At 64.4% G+C, this 23,488-nt stretch carries 20 protein-coding genes and 1 pseudogene; 10 read left to right on the top strand and 11 right to left on the bottom strand.

The window, feature by feature from the left end:
* Nucleotides 1-218 precede the first annotated feature (218 nt).
* Both aac(6') and MQW79_RS15925 read right to left on the bottom strand, forming a co-directional pair.
* On the bottom strand, nucleotides 219-662 hold the full coding sequence (gene aac(6'), locus MQW79_RS15920; protein WP_476588252.1) for an aminoglycoside 6'-N-acetyltransferase: 444 nt from the start codon (nucleotides 660-662) through the stop codon (nucleotides 219-221).
* Nucleotides 659-1,315, bottom strand: coding sequence for a S24 family peptidase (locus tag MQW79_RS15925; protein WP_476585444.1), 657 nt, complete (start codon nucleotides 1,313-1,315; stop codon nucleotides 659-661). Before MQW79_RS15925 ends, aac(6') begins: the two co-directional genes overlap by 4 nt.
* Nucleotides 1,316-1,447: 132 nt before the next feature.
* Here MQW79_RS15925 and MQW79_RS15930 point away from each other — a divergent pair, with 132 nt between their 5' ends.
* Both MQW79_RS15930 and MQW79_RS15935 read left to right on the top strand, forming a co-directional pair.
* Nucleotides 1,448-1,807, top strand: coding sequence for a DUF952 domain-containing protein (locus MQW79_RS15930; RefSeq protein WP_476585445.1), 360 nt, complete (start codon nucleotides 1,448-1,450; stop codon nucleotides 1,805-1,807).
* Nucleotides 1,804-2,910, top strand: a complete 1,107-nt coding sequence (locus MQW79_RS15935) for a quinone-dependent dihydroorotate dehydrogenase (protein WP_476585446.1) — start codon at nucleotides 1,804-1,806, stop codon at nucleotides 2,908-2,910. Before MQW79_RS15930 ends, MQW79_RS15935 begins: the two co-directional genes overlap by 4 nt.
* A gap of 143 nt (nucleotides 2,911-3,053) precedes the next feature.
* Here the strand turns inward: MQW79_RS15935 and MQW79_RS15940 are convergent, their stop codons facing one another.
* The 3 genes from MQW79_RS15940 to MQW79_RS15950 form a co-directional block, all read right to left on the bottom strand.
* The gene (locus MQW79_RS15940) at nucleotides 3,054-4,400 is read right to left on the bottom strand and encodes an MATE family efflux transporter (protein WP_476585447.1); all 1,347 of its coding nucleotides are present in this window, start codon (nucleotides 4,398-4,400) and stop codon (nucleotides 3,054-3,056) included.
* Between the two features lie 160 nt (nucleotides 4,401-4,560).
* Nucleotides 4,561-5,232: a nucleoside/nucleotide kinase family protein gene (locus tag MQW79_RS15945; RefSeq protein ID WP_476585448.1), complete on the bottom strand. Its 672-nt coding sequence runs from the start codon at nucleotides 5,230-5,232 to the stop codon at nucleotides 4,561-4,563.
* A 1-nt stretch (nucleotide 5,233) separates the two neighbouring features.
* The gene (locus MQW79_RS15950; protein ID WP_476585449.1) at nucleotides 5,234-5,521 is read right to left on the bottom strand and encodes a DUF6460 domain-containing protein; all 288 of its coding nucleotides are present in this window, start codon (nucleotides 5,519-5,521) and stop codon (nucleotides 5,234-5,236) included.
* Between the two features lie 280 nt (nucleotides 5,522-5,801).
* Here MQW79_RS15950 and MQW79_RS15955 point away from each other — a divergent pair, with 280 nt between their 5' ends.
* The gene (locus MQW79_RS15955) at nucleotides 5,802-8,294 is read left to right on the top strand and encodes a ligase-associated DNA damage response DEXH box helicase (RefSeq protein ID WP_476585450.1); all 2,493 of its coding nucleotides are present in this window, start codon (nucleotides 5,802-5,804) and stop codon (nucleotides 8,292-8,294) included.
* A gap of 34 nt (nucleotides 8,295-8,328) precedes the next feature.
* Nucleotides 8,329-9,096, top strand: a complete 768-nt coding sequence (gene pdeM, locus MQW79_RS15960; RefSeq protein WP_476585451.1) for a ligase-associated DNA damage response endonuclease PdeM — start codon at nucleotides 8,329-8,331, stop codon at nucleotides 9,094-9,096.
* 116 nt (nucleotides 9,097-9,212) lie between these two features.
* Here the strand turns inward: pdeM and MQW79_RS15965 are convergent, their stop codons facing one another.
* The 3 genes from MQW79_RS15965 to MQW79_RS15975 form a co-directional block, all read right to left on the bottom strand.
* Nucleotides 9,213-9,974 (bottom strand): TIGR02186 family protein, encoded by a 762-nt coding sequence (locus tag MQW79_RS15965; protein ID WP_476585452.1) that lies wholly within the window; start codon nucleotides 9,972-9,974, stop codon nucleotides 9,213-9,215.
* Between the two features lie 5 nt (nucleotides 9,975-9,979).
* A complete protein-coding gene (locus MQW79_RS15970) occupies nucleotides 9,980-10,897 on the bottom strand; it encodes a sulfite exporter TauE/SafE family protein (RefSeq protein WP_476585453.1) in 918 nt (305 codons plus the stop codon).
* A 136-nt stretch (nucleotides 10,898-11,033) separates the two neighbouring features.
* Nucleotides 11,034-14,594, bottom strand: coding sequence for a peptidoglycan-binding protein (locus MQW79_RS15975; protein ID WP_476585454.1), 3,561 nt, complete (start codon nucleotides 14,592-14,594; stop codon nucleotides 11,034-11,036).
* 176 nt (nucleotides 14,595-14,770) lie between these two features.
* Here MQW79_RS15975 and MQW79_RS15980 point away from each other — a divergent pair, with 176 nt between their 5' ends.
* Entirely contained in the window at nucleotides 14,771-15,442 is a 672-nt protein-coding gene (locus MQW79_RS15980) for a response regulator (RefSeq protein ID WP_476585455.1), read from the top strand.
* 3 nt (nucleotides 15,443-15,445) lie between these two features.
* Complete coding sequence (locus MQW79_RS15985) at nucleotides 15,446-15,844, top strand: VOC family protein (protein WP_476585456.1); 399 nt, start codon at nucleotides 15,446-15,448, stop codon at nucleotides 15,842-15,844.
* A gap of 182 nt (nucleotides 15,845-16,026) precedes the next feature.
* Here the strand turns inward: MQW79_RS15985 and MQW79_RS15990 are convergent, their stop codons facing one another.
* From MQW79_RS15990 to MQW79_RS16000, 3 genes are read right to left on the bottom strand one after another with little or no spacing between them, the layout of a single operon-like run.
* Complete coding sequence (locus MQW79_RS15990; RefSeq protein ID WP_476585457.1) at nucleotides 16,027-17,577, bottom strand: coiled-coil domain-containing protein; 1,551 nt, start codon at nucleotides 17,575-17,577, stop codon at nucleotides 16,027-16,029.
* 4 nt (nucleotides 17,578-17,581) lie between these two features.
* Nucleotides 17,582-18,520: a DUF6384 family protein gene (locus MQW79_RS15995; RefSeq protein WP_476585458.1), complete on the bottom strand. Its 939-nt coding sequence runs from the start codon at nucleotides 18,518-18,520 to the stop codon at nucleotides 17,582-17,584.
* A gap of 29 nt (nucleotides 18,521-18,549) precedes the next feature.
* Nucleotides 18,550-19,773 carry a cell surface protein gene (locus MQW79_RS16000; protein WP_476585459.1) on the bottom strand — a complete coding sequence of 408 codons (1,224 nt, stop codon included), beginning with the start codon at nucleotides 19,771-19,773 and terminating at the stop codon, nucleotides 18,550-18,552.
* Nucleotides 19,774-19,986: 213 nt separating this feature from the next.
* On the opposite strand from MQW79_RS16000, the gene MQW79_RS16005 reads away from it, so the two are divergent.
* The 4 genes and pseudogenes from MQW79_RS16005 to MQW79_RS16020 all read left to right on the top strand — a co-directional run.
* Complete coding sequence (locus MQW79_RS16005; protein ID WP_476585460.1) at nucleotides 19,987-20,451, top strand: CoxG family protein; 465 nt, start codon at nucleotides 19,987-19,989, stop codon at nucleotides 20,449-20,451.
* 117 nt (nucleotides 20,452-20,568) lie between these two features.
* Nucleotides 20,569-20,691: a hypothetical protein gene (locus MQW79_RS16010; RefSeq protein WP_476585461.1), complete on the top strand. Its 123-nt coding sequence runs from the start codon at nucleotides 20,569-20,571 to the stop codon at nucleotides 20,689-20,691.
* 198 nt (nucleotides 20,692-20,889) lie between these two features.
* Nucleotides 20,890-21,891, top strand: a complete 1,002-nt coding sequence (locus MQW79_RS16015; protein WP_476585462.1) for a BMP family lipoprotein — start codon at nucleotides 20,890-20,892, stop codon at nucleotides 21,889-21,891.
* A 26-nt stretch (nucleotides 21,892-21,917) separates the two neighbouring features.
* Nucleotides 21,918-23,468, top strand: a pseudogene (locus MQW79_RS16020) (ABC transporter ATP-binding protein); the annotation flags it as partial.
* Nucleotides 23,469-23,488 lie beyond the last annotated feature (20 nt).

Consider the following 23,488-nt stretch of genomic DNA (forward strand, 5'->3'; position numbering starts at 1 on the left):
CGCCGATCCGGCCTCGCGCAACCGGCACTCGTGTGGTGCGAAACGGCGAACGGATGGTCCTGGAAGCCGTAGCGAGCGGCAAACCGTGGCAGACCTTTGTGCTTTCGGAGGAGGCCGCGTTCGTCGCCTCCGCTCCGAACCAGGAGAGTTGGCGGAGACGGCGGCAATGCCGCGCATTCTCGCCGATCTCTTCGTGCGAGCCGGCCGTAGCTGGCAGGTCAGAGGGATTTCCTGAAATAGACGACGCGCCGGGTTTCCTCGAAGCCCAGCGCGGCATGCATGTCGTGGCTGGCAAAATTGTCGAGCGCCGCATCAGAGGCGAATTCGGTGCAACCGCGCTGCCGCCCCCAGTTCTCGGCCTTCGACACCATGGCACGGGCCACGCCCTGGCCGCGCGCCTCCGGTTGGACAAAAATGCCTTCGAGAAAGGCCACCGGCGAAGTGCTGCAGCCCTCGACATAGTCCCGACGGAGGCTGGCTTCGAGAAAGCCGAGCGCCACTCCCGCATCGCTTCGTGCGATCAGGTTGAGGGTCTCGCCCGGATCGACGAGCAGGCGCGCAATCTCCTCTGCATGCTCGGCCTCGCCGCCTTCGGGCCACAGCGCCGTGCGCATCCTGGTCCAGTCCGCGGCATCGGCGGCGATGGCCGGCTCCACCCTCACTGGCTGGCCCAGATGATGCGCGCCATCCATTCGATATCGACAATGTCGAGCAGGATCGGCTCATAGGCCGGATTGATCGAATGCAGCTCGATCTGCTTGGCGGTCTGGCGGAAGAGGATTTTCGCCATCACCTCGCCCTCATGGGTCTTGACCACCACCCGGTCCCCACGGCGGACCTGTTCGGTAGGCGAAACGACGATCCTGTCCCCCTCGCGATAGAGCGGCTCCATGCTGTCGCCCGAGATTTCGAGGGCATAGATGCCGGTATCGTCGGGGGTGGGCAGCGCTACCTCGTCCCAGCCGTGGCCCACCGGAAAGCCGGCGCTGTCGAAGAACCCGCCGCTACCCGCCTGGGCGAGACCCAATAGGGGTATGTTGCGCAGGCCGCCGCCGGGCTCCGAAAATCCGCCTTGCATGGACAGGAAAGCTCCGGTTCCGTTGAGAAAGCTGTCAAAGCTCTCCCCGGTCGCTTCGAGAATTTTGGAAATGCTCTCCGTCGAAGGCCAGCGTTCCCGCCCGTCCTTGCTGATGCGCTTGGAGACGTTGAAGGCGGTGGCATCAAGCCCGGCCAGCTTGGCCAGCGCCGAGACGGATACGCCTTGCCGTCGCGCCAGCGAGTCAATGCCATCCCAAATGGCCCGATGTGAGAGCATGGCTGCACCCGGAAAGGAATTGTGTCTTAGAGAAGAAAACAATCCTATACCCCTCCCAAGCCGCTTGTAAAGCGCCCCATTCCGCATTACCCCGGCAACCGATCGGTTCTTTGCCTGCACAAGGTTTGACGCATGCCCGAAACGCCCCAGTTCATCTACAAGATCGCAACCGGCACCAGCTTTGCGCCGGCCCGCCAGGCCGGGTCTTACGCCGGCATGCCGATCGATGCGGCCGACGGCTACATGCACTTTTCGACCGCCGCCCAATTGCCCGAAACCCTGCGCCTGCACTTCAAGGGTCAGGCCGATCTGGTGCTGCTGGCGGTGCGCGCCGGTGATCTGGGTCAGGACCTTGTGTGGGAGCCGTCGCGCGGCGGTCAGTTGTTTCCCCATCTCTATGGCGGTCCGCTGGACCTGAGCCATGTCGAGTGGGAGGAGCCGATCAGTGTCGATGCCGACGGCAACTGCGTGCTGCCGGAGGCCGTGCAATGATCCTCTCCGCCCTGTCGCCGCTGCTGCGCAATGCGGGCCTGGCCAATCTCACCAGGGACACTCTGCTGCGCATGGATCCGGAAACGGCCCATGGCGCCACCATTACCGCCCTGCGGCTGGGCCTGGCGCCACAACAGGAGCATGCCGATCCGCCGGAACTGGCGACCACTCTCTGCGGTCTGGAGCTGAAAAACCCCGTCGGCATGGCGGCAGGCTTTGACAAGAATGCCGAAGTGCCACGCCCGCTGGCGCTGATGGGTTTTGGCATGGTCGAGATCGGCACCGTGACGCCGCGACCGCAGGCCGGTAACGCCAAGCCCCGCCTGTTCCGCATTGCCGAGGCCGACGGCGTCATCAACCGCATGGGCTTCAACAATGAGGGCCACGACGCGGCCTTTGCGCGGCTGAAGGGCCTGCGCGTGCCGGCCGCGCTCGGCGTCAATATCGGCGCCAACAAGGATAGCGAGGATTTCGTCGCCGACTATGTCCTGGGCGTCAAACGCTTCGCCGACCTCGCCGATTACCTCACCGTCAACATTTCCTCGCCCAATACGCCTGGTCTCCGCAATCTCCAGGCCGACGAGGCGCTGCGGCGCCTGCTCGGCGAAGTGCTGGCGGCCCGCGCCAAGGCCAGGACCCGCGTGCCGGTGCTCTTGAAGATCGCGCCCGATCTCGACGAGTCCGGTATGGATGCCGTGGCGCGCGTCATTCTCGACACCGATCTCGACGGGCTGATCGTCTCCAACACCACGATTTCGCGCGATCTAGTAGCGGAAATGGAAAACGCAACCGAAACTGGCGGCCTCTCGGGCAAGCCGTTGTTTGCGCTCTCGACCCAGCGCCTCGCGCAGATGCGCCAGCGCGTCGGCACGCTGCCGCTGGTGGGCGTGGGCGGCATCCATTCGCCGCAGACGGCGCTGCAGAAATTCGAAGCCGGCGCCAATGCCATCCAGCTCTATTCGGCGCTGGTTTTTGGCGGGCTCGACCTGCTCGACCGCATCAAGCGCGGCCTGGTTGCCGAGGTCCGTTCGGCTGGCAAGAAGAATATCTCCGAACTGGTGGGGACGAAGACTGCGGATTGGGCGGACGGCAGGGTCGACTGAACGCGATAGCCATCCACCCACTGTGCCGCCCTCGGACTTGATCCGAGGGCCAGCCGCCACAGCCCAAATTGCGAGAGGCGCGCGCGGATAGTGGTCCTCGCGTCGGGCGCGAGGACGGAACTGCGTTTTTGGATGGTATGCAGTCAGGCCGGGCTGAACAGGCCGGCCTTGCGGCGTCCCAGCGCCCACCAGTAGATGAGGCCGCGTGTCAGGAACCAGATGTGCAGCGCGGCCCACAGGCCCCAATTGCCCCAGAGCGGCTGCAGGATCAGCGCTGCGCCGAGGAAAACCGGCAGCGACGCCACCATGCCATTGCGCATCAGCACATTCTGCGTCGTGCCGACGAGAATGCCATCATGCACTACGGCGGGCATGAAGGTCAGAGAGCAAAGGGCGGCCAGCGGTAGGAAGTCGAGCGCATAGTTTCGCACATCGTCATTGGTGCTCATGAAACCGATGATGGCGGGGCCGGCGAGATAGAAGACCAGACCAAGGCTCACGGAGATGATGAGGCCCCAGAGCAGCGACAGGCCATAGGCCCTGTCGAAAGCCGGCCGCCAATTGGCGCCGACCGCCTTGCCGGTCAACTGCTCGCCCGCCTGGGCGATGCCATCGAGGAAGAAGCCGACTACCATGAGCAGGTTGAGCAGCAGCGCATTGGCCGCCAGCGCAACCTCGCCCATGCGAGAGCCCTGCGCAGCAAACCAGGCATAGGCGCCCATCAGCGCCATCGATCTGATCATCAGGTCGCGGCTGAGGCCGAACATGCGCCTGATGGCGGCAGCGTCGCCCAGCTCTCCCGGCGCGATCCGGGCTGCCAGCGCGCGCAGGCCGCCATAGGTGCGGGCCATAAGGTACAGGCCGAGCAGCGCCGCCACGACCTGTCCGATCACGGTTCCGGCCGCCGCGCCGGCAACACCCCAGCCGAGCCAATAAACCAAGACGATGCTGCACACGATGTTGATGCCATGGAGCAGCATCTGCACCATCATGCCGGTGCGCGCTTCGGCGCGGCCATAGAACCAGCCGAGCAGTGCATAGTTGATCAGCGAAAACGGCGCCGACCAGATGCGGACATGGAAATAGTCCGCCAGCGCCTGCCGCACCCCGGCCTCTGGCGCCAGGATTGCCTCGGACGCCCAGAGAATGGGCGCGGCGAAAAGGATCATCAGGAGACCCATGATGGTGCCGAGGATCAGCGCCCGGCTGACATGCAGGAGCCCATTGCGCGGATCGCGCGCGCCCACCGACTGCGCCACGAGCCCGGCCGTGCCGATGCGCAGGAAATAGGCCAGCGAGAACAGCACGTCGAAGACCAGTGCGCCCAGCACCAGCCCACCCAGCAGGGCCGCATCTCCGAGCCGCCCGACTACGGTAATGTCGACCAGACCCACCATGGGCTCGGTGATGAAGGCGACGGACGCGGGCAGGGCGATCTTCCAGACATCGGCATGGCGGACGTCGAATGGATGCTGGGGGCGGGTGGTCATGGGAGGGGACTCGGGAATGGGCAGGCACCGTACTAGCCCGATAGACCGGTATCAGATCAAGCGCAGTCTTGTGTTCAACGTCATTGCCGGGCTTGTCCCAACAATCCATGGACCACCGGGACAAGCCCGGTGGTGACGACCCGCGGAAGAACGGGTGAGACTACCGCTCCACCTCCAGTTCAAACACCACATCGGCCCGCTCGCGCGACTGTTCGACAAGATCATAGTTGGGCAGGTCATTGCGCTCGATATGGGCGCGGTTGCGCTCTTCGGAAAAGAGCCCTTCCTCGCCGTGGCGATGCATCAGCCGGACCCGCACGAGGTCGCGTGGCACGTGGAGGAAAACGGCATAGTCGAGCATCGCCTTGACCCCGGCCCATTCGCCCTGGGTCAGCAGCAGATAATTGCCCTCGACCACCAGCACCCGGACGTCAGGCGCGACGGTGAAGGCATCCTCCACCGTATCCTCTATCCTGCGGATATAGCCCGGCCCGCTGACGGGCCCGGTCGCATGCTTGAGATGGTGCAGGAAGCTCACGAATTCCGCGCCTTCGAATGTATGCGGCGCGCCCTTGCGGTCGGTTGCACCCATGGCTTCGAGCTTGGCATGCTTGATGTGGAAGCCGTCCATGGGTACCAGTGCCGCGCTGCCGGGCTTGACCGCATTGAGCATGGCGACCAGTTCGGCCGACAAGGTCGACTTGCCCACGCCCGGTCCGCCGGCAATGCCGATGGCGATCCGCTGCCCGCGCGCCTGGCTCTCCATCTCGAGAATATGCGGCACCAGCCGCGACAGCACGTTTTTCGGCGTGATCGAGACGGTATCGACCATGTCAGCGCGCGCGGGTCAGGCGCAGCAGCAGCCAGATCGGCACGACGATGACGGCGCCGGTGATGATATAGGCGCCCATCTGGCGGAACACGCCGGCTCCGTCGCGGAGCGCTTCCTCAATGAGATCGACCACGCCGCGCACCAGGCTCGCCGGATCAAGGCCAAACAGGGCCATGCCAAAGCCGACCAGCAGCGAGATCACCACCAGCTTCAGCAGCACCGGGACCGGCCTGCCGCCGATCAACCGCTCGAAGCTGGAACGGGAATATGATCTTGGATCTTCTGTCATCGGTTCACTCTGTTTGGCAGGGTCAGGCCCATCATATAGGGTCTGAGGTGATTTGCAGAAGGTTCAACGTGTCTCTTTTCCGTGTGCGCGAAACCCCCCACCCTCATTCCCTCCCCACAAGGGGGAGGGAGGCGCAGACTGCAGATGCCCGGATACTGAACGGCTTCGGCTCCTTCCTCGCCCTCCCCCTTGTGGGGAGGGAAGCTGAGCAGGACTTGGCGACTGCCAAGTCCGTCGCGAAGCAGGGTGGGGGTTTATTCGCGCGACCGGCGGCGTCGCCGTGACCTCATCCCTCCCGCCCGTCATTTCAAACTGGTTCGAGGCGCGCGGCTGGGCCCCGCGCCAGCATCAGCGCGATGTTCTGGCGTCATATCAATCCGGCGCCAGCCAGCTGCTGATCGCGCCGACCGGCGCCGGCAAGACCCTGGCCGGCTTCCTGCCGACCCTTTCCGATCTCGTCGATGGCGATTTCGAGGGCTTGCACACCCTCTACATTTCCCCACTCAAGGCCCTTGCCGTAGACGTCGAGCGCAACCTTTCGACGCCGATCACCCAGATGCGACTGCCGATCACCGTGGAGGCGCGAACCGGTGATACGCCGGCGTCCAAGCGCGCCCGGCAACGGGTAAAGCCGCCGCATGTGCTGCTGACCACACCCGAACAGCTGGCCCTGCTGATTTCCCATCCGCAGGCCGAGCTGATGTTCGGGACGCTGCGGCGCGTCGTCCTCGACGAACTCCATGCCCTCGTCACCTCCAAGCGTGGCGACCTGCTCTCGCTCGGTCTCGCCCGCCTCGCAAAACTCGCGCCGGACATGCGCATTACCGCGCTGTCGGCAACGGTGGCGCGGCCGGATCTCTTGCGCGACTGGATTGCCCAGCCCCATCCCGACGGGCAGACCGACCTGCTGCGCATGGTGGGCGGTGCGGCGCCGGAACTCAGCATTCTCGAAACCGAGGAGCGCCTGCCCTGGGCCGGGCACTCGGCGGTCTATGCCCATCGTGAGCTCTACGAGACGATCAAGGCGCACAAGACCACTTTGCTCTTCGTGAACACCCGCTCGCAGGCCGAGCTGCTGTTCCAGGGGCTCTGGAACATCAACGAGGACATGCTGCCCATTGCGCTCCACCACGGGTCGCTCTCGGTGGAACAGCGGCGCAAGGTCGAGGCGGCCATGGGCTCGGGCAAGCTCAAGGCGGTCGTGTGTACTTCGACGCTGGACCTGGGCATCGACTGGGGCGATGTGGACCTCGTGGTGCAGGTGGGCGCGCCCAAGGGCTCGAGCCGCATGCTGCAGCGCATCGGCCGCGCCAATCACCGGCTCGATGAGCCCTCCAAGGCATTGCTGGTGCCTTCCAACCGCTTCGAAGTGCTCGAATGCGAAGCGGCGGTGGAGGCCGTGTCGGAAGGGCATCAGGACAGCGAAGACCCGCAATCGGGCGGTTATGACGTGCTGGCCCAGCATGTGCTCGGCATGGCCTGCGCCGATGCCTTTCTCGCCGACGATCTCTATGCGGAAGTGATCCGCGCCTGGCCTTATCGCGATCTCACCCGCGCAAAATTCGACAAGGTGCTCGATTTCGTCGCCACCGGCGGCTACGCCCTGCGCGCCTATGAGCGCTATGCGCGCCTCCGGCAGATGGATGATGGCAAGTGGCGGATTTCCCATCCGGCCGTGGCCCAGCAATATCGGCTCAATATCGGCACCATCATCGAGGAACCCATGGTGCGCGTCCGGCTGGTGCGGGCGCGCGGCCAGAAGACCGGCCGCACCACCGGGCCGATCGGGGCGGGCGGGCGCGTGCTGGGCGAGATGGAGGAATATTTCTTCGGCACCTTGTCGCTGGGCGACACTTTCATGTTCGGCGGCGAAATCGTCGCCTTTGAAGGCATGAAGGACAATGAGGCCTTCGTGTCGCGGGCCTTTGCCAAGGACCCGAAAATCCCGTCCTATATGGGCGGCAAATTCCCGCTCTCTACCTACCTCGCCGAGCGCGTACGTCGCATCATGGACAGCCCCGCCGAATGGTCCAAACTGCCCGACCAGGTATCGGACTGGCTGCGCCTGCAGCGCGATCTTTCCGTGCTGCCGCGGCGCGATAGTCTCCTCGTGGAAACCTTTCCGCGCGGCACCCATAATTTCCTCGTCTGCTATCCTTTCGAGGGCCGATTGGCGCATCAGACCCTGGGCATGCTGCTGACCCGCCGCCTGGAGCGCATGCGCGCCCGGCCGCTGGGTTTCGTTGCCAGTGAATATGCTCTGGCCGTCTGGGGGCTGGGCGATCTTTCGGCGCTGATCCGTACCGGGAGGCTCTCGCTCGACGAGCTCTTCGATGAGGACATGCTCGGCGACGATCTCGAATCCTGGCTCGATGAGAGCGCGCTGATGAAGCGCACCTTCCGCAATTGCGCGATCATTTCCGGGCTGATCGAGCGGCGGCATCCGGGCAAGGAAAAGTCCGGGCGCCAGATCACCATGAGCTCGGACATCATCTATGACGTGCTCTACCAGCACGAGCCCGACCATATTCTCATCGAAGCCACCCGCCGCGACGCCGCACGGGGCCTGCTCGACATCGAGCGGCTCGGGCAGATGCTCAGCCGCATCCGGCACCACATCGTCCACAAGCCCCTGCAGCAGATTTCCCCGCTTGCCGTGCCGGTCATGCTCGACATCGGCAAGGAACCGATTTTCGGGGAAGCGCGGGAATCAGCTATGGCTGATGCCGCAGAGGAGTTGCTGAGAGAGGCTTTGAGCCGTCCCGAAGGGTAAATCGCTCCAGTGGAGCGATTTGAGGCGAAAGGCCATGAGAGCTGTGCTCGAATGGCAGGCCTCGGGTCTGGCCACGAATGGTACGAAAAACTATATGAACAACGCCGCCCTTTCTGCCTCCATCCCGGACCAATCAGTGCTGCGTTTCGCCGGTCATAATTTCGAGCCTCTCGCCTCGGGCGCCCTTTATTGGCGCGCGCGCGAAACCCTGCTCGTGGCGGACCTGCATTTCGAGAAGATGGCGAGCTTTGCCCGGCGAGGCCAGATGTTGCCGCCCTATGATACGGCCATGACGCTGACGCGGCTGGAAACTGACCTTCGGCGGACGGGCGCAAAGCGACTCATTGCTCTGGGCGACAGTTTCCATCGACCCGACTCCGCCGGCCTGCTGACGCCGGCCGACCGCATGCGGCTCGATGCCATCACCGAAATGGTCGAATGCATCTGGCTTTCCGGCAACCATGATCCGGCGCCCCATGCCATCGGCGGTACTTGCCTGCCGGAGCTGGAACTTGAAGGTCTCTTTCTCACTCATGAGCCGAAGAAGGGCCAGACCGGCCTCGTCGCCGGTCACCTGCATCCGGCCGCCCGCCTGCTGATGGATGGCCGCACCACGCGAAAACCCTGCTTCGTGCATGACAGCCGGCTGATGATCCTGCCCGCCTATGGCAGCTCCACCGGCGCGCTCAACATTCTCTCGCAGGCGTTTTTCGGCCTCTTCAACTGGCCCTCACTGGAAGTGGTCATGCTGGGCCGCGACCGCACCTATCCGGTGCCGGTAAAGCGGTTGGTGGGCGGCTGAGGCAGAACACGAGGCTCTCGCTCTTTCGTCATTGCCGGGCTTGTACCGGCAATCCATGCCGTGGCGAGATGGACCACCGGGTCAAGCCCGGCGGTGACGGCTTCACAAGGCCCGAGTCACCGCCTGAACAGTACGCCGCCAAGCCAGCCGGTGAACAGCGCCAGCACGACGCAGGCAAGGCCATAGAGGAAGGGCGACTGGGTCGAGGCGAGGGCCAAGAAGCGTTCGAAGCCGATCTTGCGCACGGCAAAGCCATCCGACTTGCGGGCGATGATTTCCCCATCCTTGAACAGATAGGTCTGGGCGATATAGGGGCCCGGCGGTGCATTGCTCGGCAGCACCAGCTGGGCCGAATAGAACACGTCCGAATGAAACCGCACCCCGGTTTCCTGCACGCCGAACAGGCCGTCCTCCGACATCAGCCGGATGAGTTCGCGGCCAAAGGTCAGGGTCTGCCACCAGCCCGCCGGGTTGGGCGAAATCGCATGGGACTCGGGCAGGATGAAATTGGTGGTCAGGGTATTGACGTCGGTAATGTCATCGAGCCTTGCGCTCGAGAGTACGTGGAAATAGCTCGGAAAGCCCTCGAATTCGACCTGCTCGGTATTGAGCCAGATGCCGAAATTGCGGGTCTTCTTGCGCGCCACCCGATCCTGGGTTGGTCCCATCACGACGATGACGGCGTGATAGGTCCCCTCGACATAGCGCTGTTCGGCGCCGGCATCGGGCGCAATGGTGCCGAAAAAGGTCATGCGCTCGCCGTCGAAGCTCGAGGTGATCTGCACCGTATCGGTGGAGATGCCCGAGATCAGCCGCTCGGCGGCAGAGGGCAGTGTGCAAGCCAGGATGACGATGAGGGCGACAAGCATGCGGATCATCGCGCTCACCCTGCCACGGCCATGGAGAAGACGTCATTCGGCGTCAGCACCAGCGACAGACCGAAACGGATGGCCACGGCCAGGACCAGCAGCGCCAGGAGCCCCCGCAGCTGCTCGCCGCGCAGATGCTTGCCCGCCGCCGCACCGAACTGGGCGCCGGCCACACCGCCCACCATCAGGCAGAAGGCCAGCAGGATATCGACGCTCTGGCTCTGCACGGCATGCAGGATCGTCGTTGCCGCCATCATCGCCACGACCTGCGCCAGGGACGTGCCGATGACCACCGAGCCGGGCACGCGCAGCAGATAGACCAGCGCCGGCACCATGATGAAGCCGCCGCCAATGCCCAGCAGCGAGCCGACGAAACCGATGAACAGGCCAATGACCAGCACCGGCAGCACGCTGATATAGAGCCGGCTCTTCTTGAAGCGTACGCGCAGCGGCAGGCCGTGGATCCAGTTATGCTGATTGGGCAGGCGCTCGCGCACGACGATGCCCTGGCGCCGCTTGAGCAGCGCCCGCACAGCTTCCTGCAGCATCAGCACGCCGACAAAACCGAGAAGGATGAGGAAACCCAGCGAAATGACGAGATCGAGCTGGCCGGCGCCGCGCAGCAGGTCGAAGGCTGCCACCCCGCCAAAGGCGCCCAGGACGCCGGACAGCACCAGATACAAGGCCAGGTGCAGGTCGACGCCGCCGCGCCGGTAATGGCTGAGGGCCCCTGACGTCGAGGCGGCCACGACCTGCCCGGTCACCGAGGCGACGGCCACGGCCGTGGGCACGCCGGAAAAGATCAGCAGGGGGGTGAGCAGAAACCCGCCGCCAACGCCGAACAGGCCGGACAAAAAGCCGACGGCCCCTCCGATCCCCACGAGAAAGAAGAGGTTCACGGAAAGCTCGGCGATCGGCAGATAGATCTGCAAGATCCTGGGGTCCCGTAAGAATGTCGCTGACCCATCCTAAGGGATGGTCCGTCAACAATAAGTAAGGCTCACAAGTGCGGCAAAATAATATGGCCCGAACCGGCGTCCGGGCCATGGCGGTCACAGGGAGCGGAAACTAGACCGGCTGGCTGCCGAGCACGGCGAGCAGCCGCGGATTGATAATGCCCATCTCGCTCATGCCCGTGGCCTTCTCGAAGGCCTTGATGGCATCGCGCGTCTTGGGGCCGGCCACGCCGTCTGACGTACCCACGTCGAAGCCGAGCCGGTTCAGCGCCTGCTGGACCCGCGCCACCACCTCTCCATTGTCGATGGCAGCACCCGGATCAAAGCTGGGCGACCAGGTGCCGATCGGCGCAAAATTGGCGGCCAGGTCAATCGGCTGTAGCGTCCAGGCGGCTACTTCGTCATCGAGACGCCCGACCGCCTCGGCCGACAGGGACTTGGCAATATCGTCGCGTGCCTTTGCGGCATCCTGGTCGCCACTGGCAGCGGCGAGGGAGAACCACTTGTAGGACTGCTCGAAGTCCTGTTCGACGCCGAGACCGCGGGCGTGAAGCATGCCCAGGTTGAATTGACTGTCGGTCATGCCATGTGCTGCCGCGCGGGCAAACCACTCGGCAGCCAGCTCGAACTCCTGCTGGCCCATTTCCCCGCCGGCATAGAGCGCGGCGAGGTTATGCATGGCCATGCGGTTGCCGCTCTCGGCGCTGCGCTGGTACCAGAGGCGGGCCTGCTCGAGATCCTTTTCTACGCCCGAGCCCATCTCGTAGAGATTGCCGAGACGGTACTGGGCGGGCACGAAGCCCTGTGCGGCCGAGCGCTCATACCAGCGTGCTGCCTCGGCCAGGTCCTTTTCCTGCGCCTGACCCTCGGTAAAGATCGACGCGACTTCGAACTGGGCCCGGGCATTGCCCGCGGCCGCGGCTTCGCGCAATTCAAGCGGGCCCACAGCTTCGGGCGGGAGGTCGAAGGTTTCGCTCATCGTGTCGGCGCCGGGCACCGGCGTTTCGATCGAGCCGGTCGTTTCCGGCGCAACCTCGTCCCCGGGAAGGGCAAAGGCGACGCGGTCCCCATTGGCGGCCAGCGTCGGCGGCATCGGGGTCGAGGTCGCAAGCGCGGTCGAGCGAGCAAAGCTCATCGGCTCGCCTGGATTGATCGAGCCGGTCGCCGTGACATCCACCATGTCAATGACGCGGGGCGGCACGATGGCGGACTGGTCATCCGATGGCGCCGGGTTGGCGGCGGCAGGTGCTGCCTCGGACACTGTCGCCGGCGTCGCGGGCGCCATGCGCTGCATGACCAGGTTGAGCGCCAGCATCGACACCGCCACGAGCGTTGCCGCCAGCAGCAGCGGGCGGCGATTGCGGGTCAGGAAGCCGGGTCGGGTCTCGCCGTCATCGGAAAGTTTCGGCGCTTCCGGCACCATGACGGGCGCCGGCTTCTCGGTCTTGCGCGGCTTGCGCTCGACTTTTGCTTCGGCCTTCGGTGCCGGCTTGGCTTGCGCCTCAGCCGAGATGGCTTCTGCGTCCTTTTTGGGTCGAACGCGCGACAGGGCCCGGGCGATCAGCGAATTGCTGTCGGCGGCCTGACTGTCTTCCTGCTTGGCGCGCTGCGCCCGGCGTGCAGCAGCAACGAACGTGCTGGTGCTGGTCTGGGCCGGTGCGGTGCCTGCCGGCTTGTCGGCAGGGCGGGGGGCAAAAGGATCGGCGCCCTGTTCGGCAAAGCTCGACAGGGGGCGCGGCGGCCGCTCGGCCTGGCTCGGGTCGAAACCAGCCGGTGCGGGCTTGGGTGCTGCCGGGCGTTCCACCACGGCCTGGCGGGTTGCCGCAACAGCGTTGGCGCGCCCCACCTTGCGCTCGGGAATACCCTGGTCGATCAGCGGCACGTCGTCAGCCGGATTGGACGGCATGGCGTCGGGCTGGCTGTTGGTGAGCCCGGCCAGGATTGCGTCGAGGCGATTTTCCGACATCTCTTCGCCGCGCAGGGCCTGCTCGAACTGGTCGTCGACCGGATCGCGAACGGGTTGGGCGGGGGCTGCGGCCTTCGCCGGCACGGGCGGTGCCATAGGCGCTGCGGGCGCGGGGGCCGCTTCGGCCTTGCCGGCCAGCACGGCTTCGAGACGGGTCAGGCGTTCGGCCGTATCCTTGCCGGCGGTATTGAAGAGCGCGGTCATGCGCTTTTCGAGTACCGCCATGTTTTCGTCGCTGAGCCCGTTGGCGGCTGGCACCCGGATGGCTTCCGAGGTGCGCGTGGCGACCATTTCGGCCAGCTGCTCATAGTCGGGCGTCTTGCCGGCCGATTTGATCAGCCCGGTCAGGCGATCCTCGATGCTCTTGAGGCTTTCGGGGCCAAACATGGCGACGGGGGCAGGGGCCTTGCGGCTGAACGCCTCTGAGGCGCGCTCGGCGACCAGGTCGGCCAGCGATTCCATGGCGGGTCGTTCTTCGGCCGCGTGATAGAGCCGCGCGAGGCCGTCGAGCTGGGCACCGGCATCGTCCATCCGCGCCATCAGCAGCTTGAGCTGGCTTTCCACTGCGCCCGTGTCGACCGGTACGATGCGTTCGCTCAGCGCCTCGATCTGGTTTTCCAGCCGGCTGAAGCGCGGCTCCATGCCGGCCAGAACCGCATTGCGCAGCGCGGCCATGTCGGCCTTCAGCGCCGCCACTTCGGCATTGCCGCCATCGGCGGCGTCGAGCCGGGCGACAAGCGCCTCGACCTGGCCGGCCAGGGCGCCGGGATCACCCGCCTTGCTCTGTACTGCCTTGGTAAAGGCCGCCATCTCGCTGGTCAGGCGTTCGAAATCGCCCGAAGACAGCGCCACCGAACGCTCGATGGCGTCGATCCGGTCATAGACATTGCGCACGCCATCTTCGATCGACTGCACGGCCGGGGCGAGCACGGCAAAGGCGTCGGACTTGCTCTCCGCATTGCGGCGCTGGTCACGCGCAATCTCGCGCTCCATCTGCTGGGCCTGCAGTTCGGCCAGTTTGCCCACCGTGGTGGAGACGTCGTCGAGCCGCGCATTGAGCACCGACAGGTCGCTGCGCGGGCCATCTTCGATCATGGCGCCAAGCGCCGCGATCTGGGCTTCGAGGCGCTTGACCTGACCGGTCTCGCCAACGGCGCCCGCCAGCAGTTCCACCACCTGCGTCAGCTGTTCGACCTGGCTGGCCACTTCGCGCACATGGCCGGCATTGGAGCGCTGCGACTTGAGTTCGCCTTCGAGCCGCTCTAGGCGCTGGCTCATGCCGCCGACGAGGGAGCCGAGTTCGCGGATTTCTGGCATGTCACTGGCGCGGCGCATCGGCTGCGGCATCGGGGCCGCGCCCTGGCGGCTGCGGATTTCGGCAATGGCCGATGTGAGGTCGTCGACCCCGTCATCGTCGGCCGGCAGTGCGTCGCGCTCGCTGAAACGATCCACGGCCCGCTTGACGGTGCGCAGCGCTTCGCGTCGGCGGTTGATCGGCTCGGGGGTGCCGACCTGATCGCGCAGGTGGCGCACGCGCTGTGCGAGGCCGGTCATTGCCGGGGCTTCGGGTTCCGCCCCGGCCTGTCCGTAGTGGCTTTCCACCTTGTCGAGCAGGGCGACCAATTCTCCGCGCAAAGCCTGCCACTCACCTGCGCCAGGATCTTGGGCCGGTTCTGCGTAACTCGGGTGGCTGTAGGCGCGGGGCATGACAGGTCCTTCGTCAAAATAGACGGACCCCTCGCGATTCAACACGAAGGTCTAACGGCCACTCTTGGGAAAACATGGTAAAGAACCCGTTAAGCATTGTCGCAATATGCAAGGGCAACCGCCGGAAAACCGTGCGATTCAGGTCCGCAACGGACCCTCTATGACAGGTTTGATTCATGACGCGCCGCCGCATCATCATCGTTGACGATCACCCCCTGTTCCGGGCGGCCCTCCGGCAGACCCTGGCTGGCGGTGACGCGACGGTGAACGTTGAGGAGGCCGGGGACCTCACCAGCCTCAGCGCCGCGCTCGATGCCGATCGCGATTGCGACCTGGTTCTGCTCGATCTCAACATGCCGGGCGTGCGCGGATTTTCCGGGCTTCTGCTGCTGCGCGCGCAATATCCCGATATTCCGGTGATGATCATTTCCGCGGTTGAGGATGCGACGGTGGTGCGGCGCGCCTTCGAGCTTGGCGCCGCCGGCTACCTGCACAAGTCGGTGGGCCCCACCGAGATCCGCCGCGCCATCGAAACCGTGCTGTCGGGCGAGGTTTTCGTGCCCCAGGGCACGACTTTGGGCGGCGAAGATGATCACACCGCGCTCATGAAGCGGCTCTCGACCCTGACGCCGCAGCAGGTGCGCGTGCTGATGATGCTCAGCGACGGGCTGATGAACAAGCAGATCGCCTACGAGCTCACGATTTCGGAAGCCACGGTCAAGGCGCATGTCTCGGCCATCCTGCAAAAGCTCGATGTCGATAGCCGCACCCAGGCGGTGATCGCCGCCTCCCGCATCGAAGAAGGCCAGTTCGAGGCGCTCTTTTCCACTGGTGCAGACAAGGTCTGAACCATGAAGCCAGAAATTTCCATCATCACCGTCGGCGTCGACGATCTCGAGCGCGCCTTCGCCTTCTACCGGACCCTGTTCGACATTGCCGACGAGCAGATCGGGGCCGGCGAGGATCATGTCGCCTTCTTCTTCGACGACAAGTTTTCCTTCGTCCTGTTCCCGCGCGAGCAGATCGCCCAGACCGCCGGCAAGCCCGAAAGCCTCGAAGGCACGCCGGGCTTTGTCCTCTCACACCGGGCCGAAAGTCCCGAAGCAGTGGACGAGATCCTCGAACGCGTGCTGGTCGCAGGCGGCTCGATCATCACCCCCGGCACCGAAAGCGAGTGGGGCTATTCGGCCTATTTCGAGGACAGCGAAGGCAATGTCTGGGAACTGATGGCCCAGCCCAAGCAGAACTGAGCTTTGCACCGGTCCTCCCTTCTCCCCTTGCGGGAGAAGGTGCCCCGAAGGGGCGGATGAGGGGGTCAGCGGTCTATTGCCGGACGCGGACTGTGCGGAGAGAACCCTCACCCGGCTTTTCGCTGGACGCGAAAACCCACCCTCTCCCGCAAGGGGAGAGGGGTAAGGTATCGAGTAGCCCCCTAAAACCCTCCACCCGTCTTGAAGCCGCCATGCTTGCGCGTGCCGGAGGAACCGGTGCGGGGGCGCGAGAAGCCGCCGCCGGATGATCCGCCCGACGACCCGCTGCCCCAACCACCACCGAAGCCGCCGCTGGATGGCTTGCTCTTGCGCCCGGACGATCCCGAAATGGAGCTATCCGGCCAGTCAAAACCGCTGCCGCTGGGTGGCCAGGGAGAGTTCGAGCTGTTCTGGCGTGTCGGCCTGTAGCCCGCACCCCATTCGCTGCCCGGCGCCCAGTTCTGGCTCTTGCGCCATTGGTCCCAGTAGCTGGCCGCCGAAATCCCGCCCCGCAGGAAGTCGTTGAGCAGGTCGCCCACGAGGCGATCCTCCCTGAAGCTCGAACCGGGATCGTCGAACCGCTGCTTCTTGAACTCCCACTGGATGTCCTCCAGCTCGCGGCGCCGCTCGGCCAGGGTCTTGAGGCGCTCCTGCTGCTCGCGGCTCTCTTCCTGCTCCTCGCGCATCCGCGCGCGCGCATCATCGATCTGGGCGACAATGGTGTCGTCCTGTCCCGTGCGGGTCAGGCGCGCATCGGCGAGCAGCGTCTTGATGTCCTCCCGGCCCAGGGCGGCCGCCAGCTCGGCTGCCGCGCTTTCAAAGGCGGGGTCGCGGCCTTCGGCCAGGGCGCGCAGTTCGGCGGCGGCAGCGTCGCGCTGGTCCTCGATGGCGGTAATGTCCACATCGAGCTTTTCGATCTCGGCCTGCGCCCTGGCCATCGCCTCGCGTATCGGCTTGCCACCCGCGGCATCCACGGCTTCGGTCTGCAAGGCCAGTAGCCGCGCCTCGGCCGCCATCACATTGGCTTCCTGCAGCTCGGCATGCTCGCGCAGCCGCAGCGGAATTTCGTTGAGCATGGCGTAGTTGGGCCGGGCCTTGGCGAAGCCGACCAGGTTGGCCACCAGCCCATCGAGATAGCGCGTGAGATTGCCGGCCTTGTAGCTGGACGTGCCATAGCCGGCATCCCAGAGATACATGAAGAGCGGATCGTCGCGATACGGCCTGCCCTTCTCGTCGCGATCCGCTTCGGCCTGCTCGGTCTTGCGGCGCGACTGCTCGGCGATCCGGTCAAGCTCCTCGGTTTCGCTGCGCTGGGCGAGGAAGAGCGGGTCGGTGGCGAGACGAGCCGACTGCGCCTTGCTCAGCGCATCGAACTCAGCCTGCTGCTCGGAGAGAAGCCTGAGCGCTTCCGCGCGCCTTTCGGCCAGTTCGGCACGCTGCGCATCGAGCGTATTGATGGCTTTTTCGGCCTTGCTCACATCCTTGGCGTGGGCCTTGAGCGTTTCGCGTGCCTTGGCTTCCGCCCCCGAAATCCGGCCGTCCAGTTCTGCCTGCAAGGCTGGATCGAGCCTGAGGCGCGCCAGCTGGCGGAACAGTTCGGCTTCGTTCTCGCGCGTCTTGCTCAGCCGCTCGGCGGCGCGCGCCACGCGCTTGGAAACTTCATCCTCCTCGCGGCGGATGTCGCGCATCGCCTCTTCAAGGCTGGCCAGAGCCTGTGGGCCACGTATACTCATGGGCTTACCACTGGGTCACGGCGCCGCCCATGACGGGCACGGCGTATTGAACATCAAGGAAACCGCTCGATTTGCGGCCCATCAAGTTGGACTGGATGATGCCGTCGTCCCGCTTGTCGGCAGCTACGGAGTCATAGACCTCCTCGGAGACCCGCAGGCCCCACATCGAGACAGTTTCCGTCTGGCCGGTTTCCTCGTTGAGGATGGGCAGGGACAGGACATCGCCATCGGGCGTCAGTGCCTCGACGACAATATAGTAGTTGGTGGCGTCGGTATTGACCTCCGGGAAGGTCCAGAAGCCCGATTGCACGTCTTGGCGGTTGACCACGCGCAGCGAATATTCCTGCCGGAGCTTGTCGCGCAGCTCGGTCAGCCGCGCGACGCTGTCTTCGGCGCCCTCGCGATTGCCTTCGGCGGCATAGGCCTTGCCCCGGGCGACCAGCGCTTCGGCCTCGGTCACGGCCACCTGCACCTTGGTCTCATCGTAGATGGTCTGGTAGAGCGCATCCATCTGCGCCGGCAGGCCCTCGGTCAGCTCGATGCGGGCCTGCTCGGCCTGCCCGCGCTGATAGGGCTGCCAGATGCCAAAATAGCCAACGCCCAACACCACCAGAGCCACGAGCGCCACCATCACCGGACGGCCCCAGACCTTGCGGCCGACATAGAGGCGAGCCATCGTCGTGCCAAAGCCCGGCGCGGGCGGTTCATAGGTGAAACGGCTTTCGGCGAGTGCAGACACGCCCTCCCGCAGGATATGGTCGGGCACGTCTATGCCCTGCTGGTGGTAAACCGCGCGCAGCTTCTCGATAAGCTGCTTTTCGCGTGCTGCCCCGTCGAGCTCGCGCGTCACCAGATCCTGCCGGTGACGGAGCGTGTCGACCACGTCCATCGCCAGCATGACTTCGTCCAGAGGGGCAGCGGCTTTTGCCGTCGCGTCACTCATAAATGGCCTTCACCCCTTGTCCCGGCGTCTCAGGAACGGGTTTCGAGCAGGAGGGCATTGCCCTCTGCGGCCAGCGTCGCCAGGCGCCGCTTGCCGTCTTCCACGGCATCGCGGATTTCGGCCGAGTTCTTGGTAGAGGCCACGCGCATCTCGTTGATGATGGTGCGGCTCTTCTCCTGGAAGTTGACCACGCTATCGACCAGCTTCTTGACGGCATCGGCGCGCACGGTCGGACCATAGCCGGCCCGGACGGCTTCTTCCTGCACCTTGTCGCCGATCTCCGAAAGCGTCTCGAGCGACTTGCTCATGCCTTCCTTCATCGCGTTCAGCGTCTCGGTGCTCTCATGCAGGCCGAACATGCCGGTGAACGAGGCCGAAAGCGCCGTCAGCACGGTCTCGTTGGTCGAGAAGAACGAGATCGACTGCTGGTAGACGCGCTCCTTGGCGTTGGTGGTCTGCATCAGCCGCGCCATCACCACTTCCGACGTATTGTAGGAAATGGTGAGGTTATCGGAGAGGTCCTTGGCGATCTGGTAGCGCTTTTCCTCGTTCTGCATTTCGCGCAGGCGCTCGTCGCGCGCCATTTCAAGGCGGGCGCGATCGGCGGGAACGTTGCCGGCATAGGCCGCCAGCTCGTCAGCGGCTTTTTGCAGGATGTTCTTCTTTTCATTGAGGCGCGTTTCGGCCGTTGCCAGCACTTCTAGCGCCATCACTTCGGACTGCTTGAGCGCGCCGCGGAAGTCGCGATAGGCCTCGAGAATGGTGTGCTCGCGGTCGATCTGGTCCTTGGTATCGGCAGTGACGGCGAGGTAGGTGTCGCGGATCTTGTTGAAGCGGGTGGCAATGTCACCGCGGCTGATCTTCATCCAGACATTGGAGACGCGCTCGAAGGCGTCGATCTTGTTGTCCTGGAGCTGGTCGACCATGCCCTTGGCATCGTCGCGGATGGAGTCAAACCCCTTGGTAATGTCCTCGTAGCGCTCGCCGATCTTCATTGCAGCGACCTGCTCGCGCACCACCTCATTGAAGGCGCTGGCCTGGCTGAGCGTGCGGCCGATCAGGATGACCCGGGTTTCGTCGAGTTCGGTAATCTGCTGCAGCAGGCCCGTGATCGGCGCCTCGCCCTGGCTTTCCGGCCAGATGCCCAGATCGCGGATGGCGTTGACGGCCTTGTCCAGATACTGCAACGGCTTCTCGTTCAGCACGGAAACGGTGCTGGCAGGGGTCGCAGTGGTGGTCACTTGGTCGGTCATGCTGGGCTCCCTTTGAACTGGGCCGATCCGGCAAGCTGCCGGTCGGCTCTAGATTGCTTTTGCGGCCCGGCCTGACAATTGCAAGTCGGCGTCGGGACAACTATTTAGATCATATTGGTGCGAAAAAGCCGCACGTAAAGAGTGGGAACCCGCAATGCCCCAATGCCCCGGCGGCGCTACAGCAAACCGGACCCTGAAGGGGCGTCTCGTCTGATGGATTTCGGCGGACGCTATCGTATCGGCGCCGGTCGCGAGGCCGTCTGGAACGCCCTCAACGATCCCCAGATGCTCAAGGCGGCGATCCCCGGCTGCAGTTATATTGACTGGTCGGGCCCGGCTACGCTGGACCTGGCCATTACGGTCAATCTGGGCGTCATGAAGCCAGTCTTCAAAGGGGAACTGGCGCTGTCCAATGTCGATACGGCCCGAAGCTACACGCTGTCGGGCAAGGGCAAGGGCGGTTTGCTGGGTCTTGCCGAAGGCAGCGCCGACATCACCCTGACCGATGACGGTGCGGCGACACTACTCTCCTTCGGGGCGACGGGCGGCGCATCGGGCCAGATCATGAAGCTGGGCAAGGCCATTGTCGGCAATTCGGCCCAGAAGATCATCGATGGCTTTTTCGAGCGGTTTGCCGACGCCATGGGCGTCGAGATCACGCCGCTCGGGCCGGCCTGAGCTGCAGGCGCAACGCTTGCTTAACCATGGCGCAATTGACCTGAACTGCGCCATGATTTCGCCGCGCCCGATCCGCTACACAGGATGCAGTTCAACGCAATTTGTATCAAATCCATCATGTCATCCCAGTCACGCGACAGCCTCGCTCTTTACCTCATCGCCGCCCTTGCCGTGATGGTCACCATGTATGCCGATCTGGACCTGACCGCGATGTTCCAGGGGCTCCTGGCGCGCTTCTAGCAGCAGAATTGCCCGCGGCGCGGTCCGGTCGCGGGCAGGGGCCCGGGTTGTCCCTAACGAATTTTGACCATTCGGAAAAATTACGCGCCTTCCCCCTTGCGGCAAAGGCCATTGCACGATTTTATTCCTTGTTAGCGCACGCAGATTGACCAACGGGCTTGGTTCCGGTGCTGGTGCGAGACAGGGAGACGTAAATCAATGAAAATTTCTAAGCTTTCCAAGGCCTTCGCCGGTGGTGTCGCACTCAGCGCCGTTCTGGCTGGTGCAGCATTTGCCGACGGCGCCCTCGTCTATGACGGTGGTGGCAAGTTCGACAAGTCGTTCAACGAAGCCGCCTATACCGGTGCCGAACGCTTCAAGGCCGAAGGCGGCGCCTATCAGGACCTGGAAATCTCGGGCGACGCCATGCGCGAACAGGCGGTGCGCCAGTTCGCCTCGCGCGGCAACAACCCGATCGTGCTGCCGGGCTTTTCGTGGGAAACCGCTCTGCGCGCCGTTGCGCCGGAATTCCCCGATACCAAGTTCACCATCATCGACACTGTCGTCGACCTGCCCAACGTGCAGTCGGTGGTCTTCAAGGAACACGAAGGCTCCTACCTCGTGGGTATCCTTGCTGCCATGCAGTCCGAATCGGGCAAGATCGGCGTTGTGCCGGCCTTCAACTTCGACCTGCTCGAAGCCTTTGCCTGCGGCTATGCCCAGGGCGCCAAGTCGGTCAATCCGGACATCGAGGTCATCGAGACCTATGTCGGCACCGGCTTTGAAGCCTTCAACGACCCGGTCAAGGCCACCGAAGTTGCCCGTTCGCAGCTCGACCAGGGCGTGGACGTGATCTTCCAGGTGGCCGGTGGTGCTGGCGCCGGTGTGCTCCAGGCTGCTGCCGACGCCGGCAAGTATTCCATCGGCGTGGATAGCAATCAGAACCACCTCCATCCCGGTTCGGTCCTGACCTCGATGCTCAAGCGCGTCGACGTCGCCACCTACAATGCCATGAAGGGCGTGGAAGACGGTACCTGGGCTCCCGGTGTGATCACCCTGGGCCTAGCCGAAGAAGGCGTTGGCGCTGCATTTGACGACAACAATGCCGCCCTCATCACTGACGAAATGAAGGCGGCCGTCGAAAAGGCCACTGCCGACATCATCTCGGGCGCCATCACCGTGCACGATTTCCGCACCGACAAGACCTGCGAAGCCCTCTAAGGCTCCCAACAAGGGGTTAGACTGCGATGACAGGTCTTAACCCGACAAACGAGCAGCGGTCCTCCGGGACCGCTGCCTCTGCGCTCGCTATCGAGCTTGTCGGCATCAACAAGCATTTCGGTCCGGTTCACGCCAACAAGGACATTCACCTGGCCATTAGGCGTGGCACGGTGCATGGCATTGTGGGCGAAAACGGCGCCGGCAAATCGACCCTGATGTCGATCCTCTATGGCTTCTACACCGCCGATAGCGGCGAAATCCGCGTCAACGGCACGGTGCAGAACATTACCGACAGCCGCCACGCCCTGGCACTAGGCATCGGCATGGTGCACCAGCACTTCATGCTGGTCGACAATTTCAGCGTGCTCGAAAACGTCGTGCTGGGGGCCGAGGATTCGGCGCTGCTGCGCCCGACGCTCAACAGGGCGCGCGATCACCTCAAGCAACTGGCGCGCGACTACGGCCTCGAAGTCGATCCCGATGCCATCATCGAGAACCTCTCGGTGGGCCAGCAGCAGCGCGTGGAAATTCTGAAGGCCCTCTATCGCGGCGCCGAGACCCTCATTCTCGACGAGCCCACCGGCGTTCTGACCCCTGCCGAGGCCGACCACCTGTTCCGCATCCTCGGCAAGCTGCGCGAGGAAGGCAAGACCATCATCCTGATCACGCACAAGCTGCGCGAGATCATGGCCATCACCGATGAAGTCTCGGTCATGCGCCAGGGCGCCATGGTCAAGACGCTTGACACCAGGGACACCTCGCCCGGCGAACTGGCCGAGCTGATGGTGGGCCGCCGCGTGCTGCTGCGCGTCGAAAAGGGTCCCGCCAATCCCGGCAAGGTCCTGCTCGACGTCAAGAACCTGATCGTCACCGACGATTTCAAGGTGCCGCGCGTCAAGAATATCAGTTTCCAGGTGCGCGCCGGCGAAATCGTCGGCATTGCCGGCGTGGCCGGCAACGGCCAATCCGAACTGCTCGAATCCATCGCCGGCATGCGCGACCAGCTGGGCGGCTCCATTGCCGTCAATGGCCAGGTGCTCTCGCTCGAAGGTGATGACGGCGCCGCCAGGGCGCGCGCGGCCGGACTCGCCCATGTGCCCGAGGACCGGTTGCGCATGGGTCTGGTGACAAATTTCATGGCCTGGGAAAACGCCATTCTTGGCTATCAGGACAAATATGGCCAAGGCCTTGGGCTCGACATCGACAAGGCGCGCTCGATTGCCGAAACCTATCTCAAGAAATTCGACGTCCGCCCCGCCAATCTCGATCTGAAGTCGTCCAATTTCTCGGGCGGCAATCAGCAGAAGATTGTCCTGGCGCGCGAGATGGAACGCGATCCCGACGTGCTGATCGTCGGCCAGCCGACGCGCGGGGTCGATATCGGCGCCATCGAATTCATCCACAACCAGATCATCAAGATGCGCGACGCGGGCAAGGCCATCCTGCTCGTTTCGGTGGAGCTGGACGAAATCCGCTCGCTGTCCGATCGCATCCTGGTGCTCTTCGACGGGCATCTGGTGGGCGAGGCCGATCCGGCCACCGCCGATGAAACCGAACTGGGGCTGCTGATGACAGGCTCGCATGCCGATGGCGTTGT

The organism is Devosia sp. Micro-HW1 (assembly GCF_056341075.1).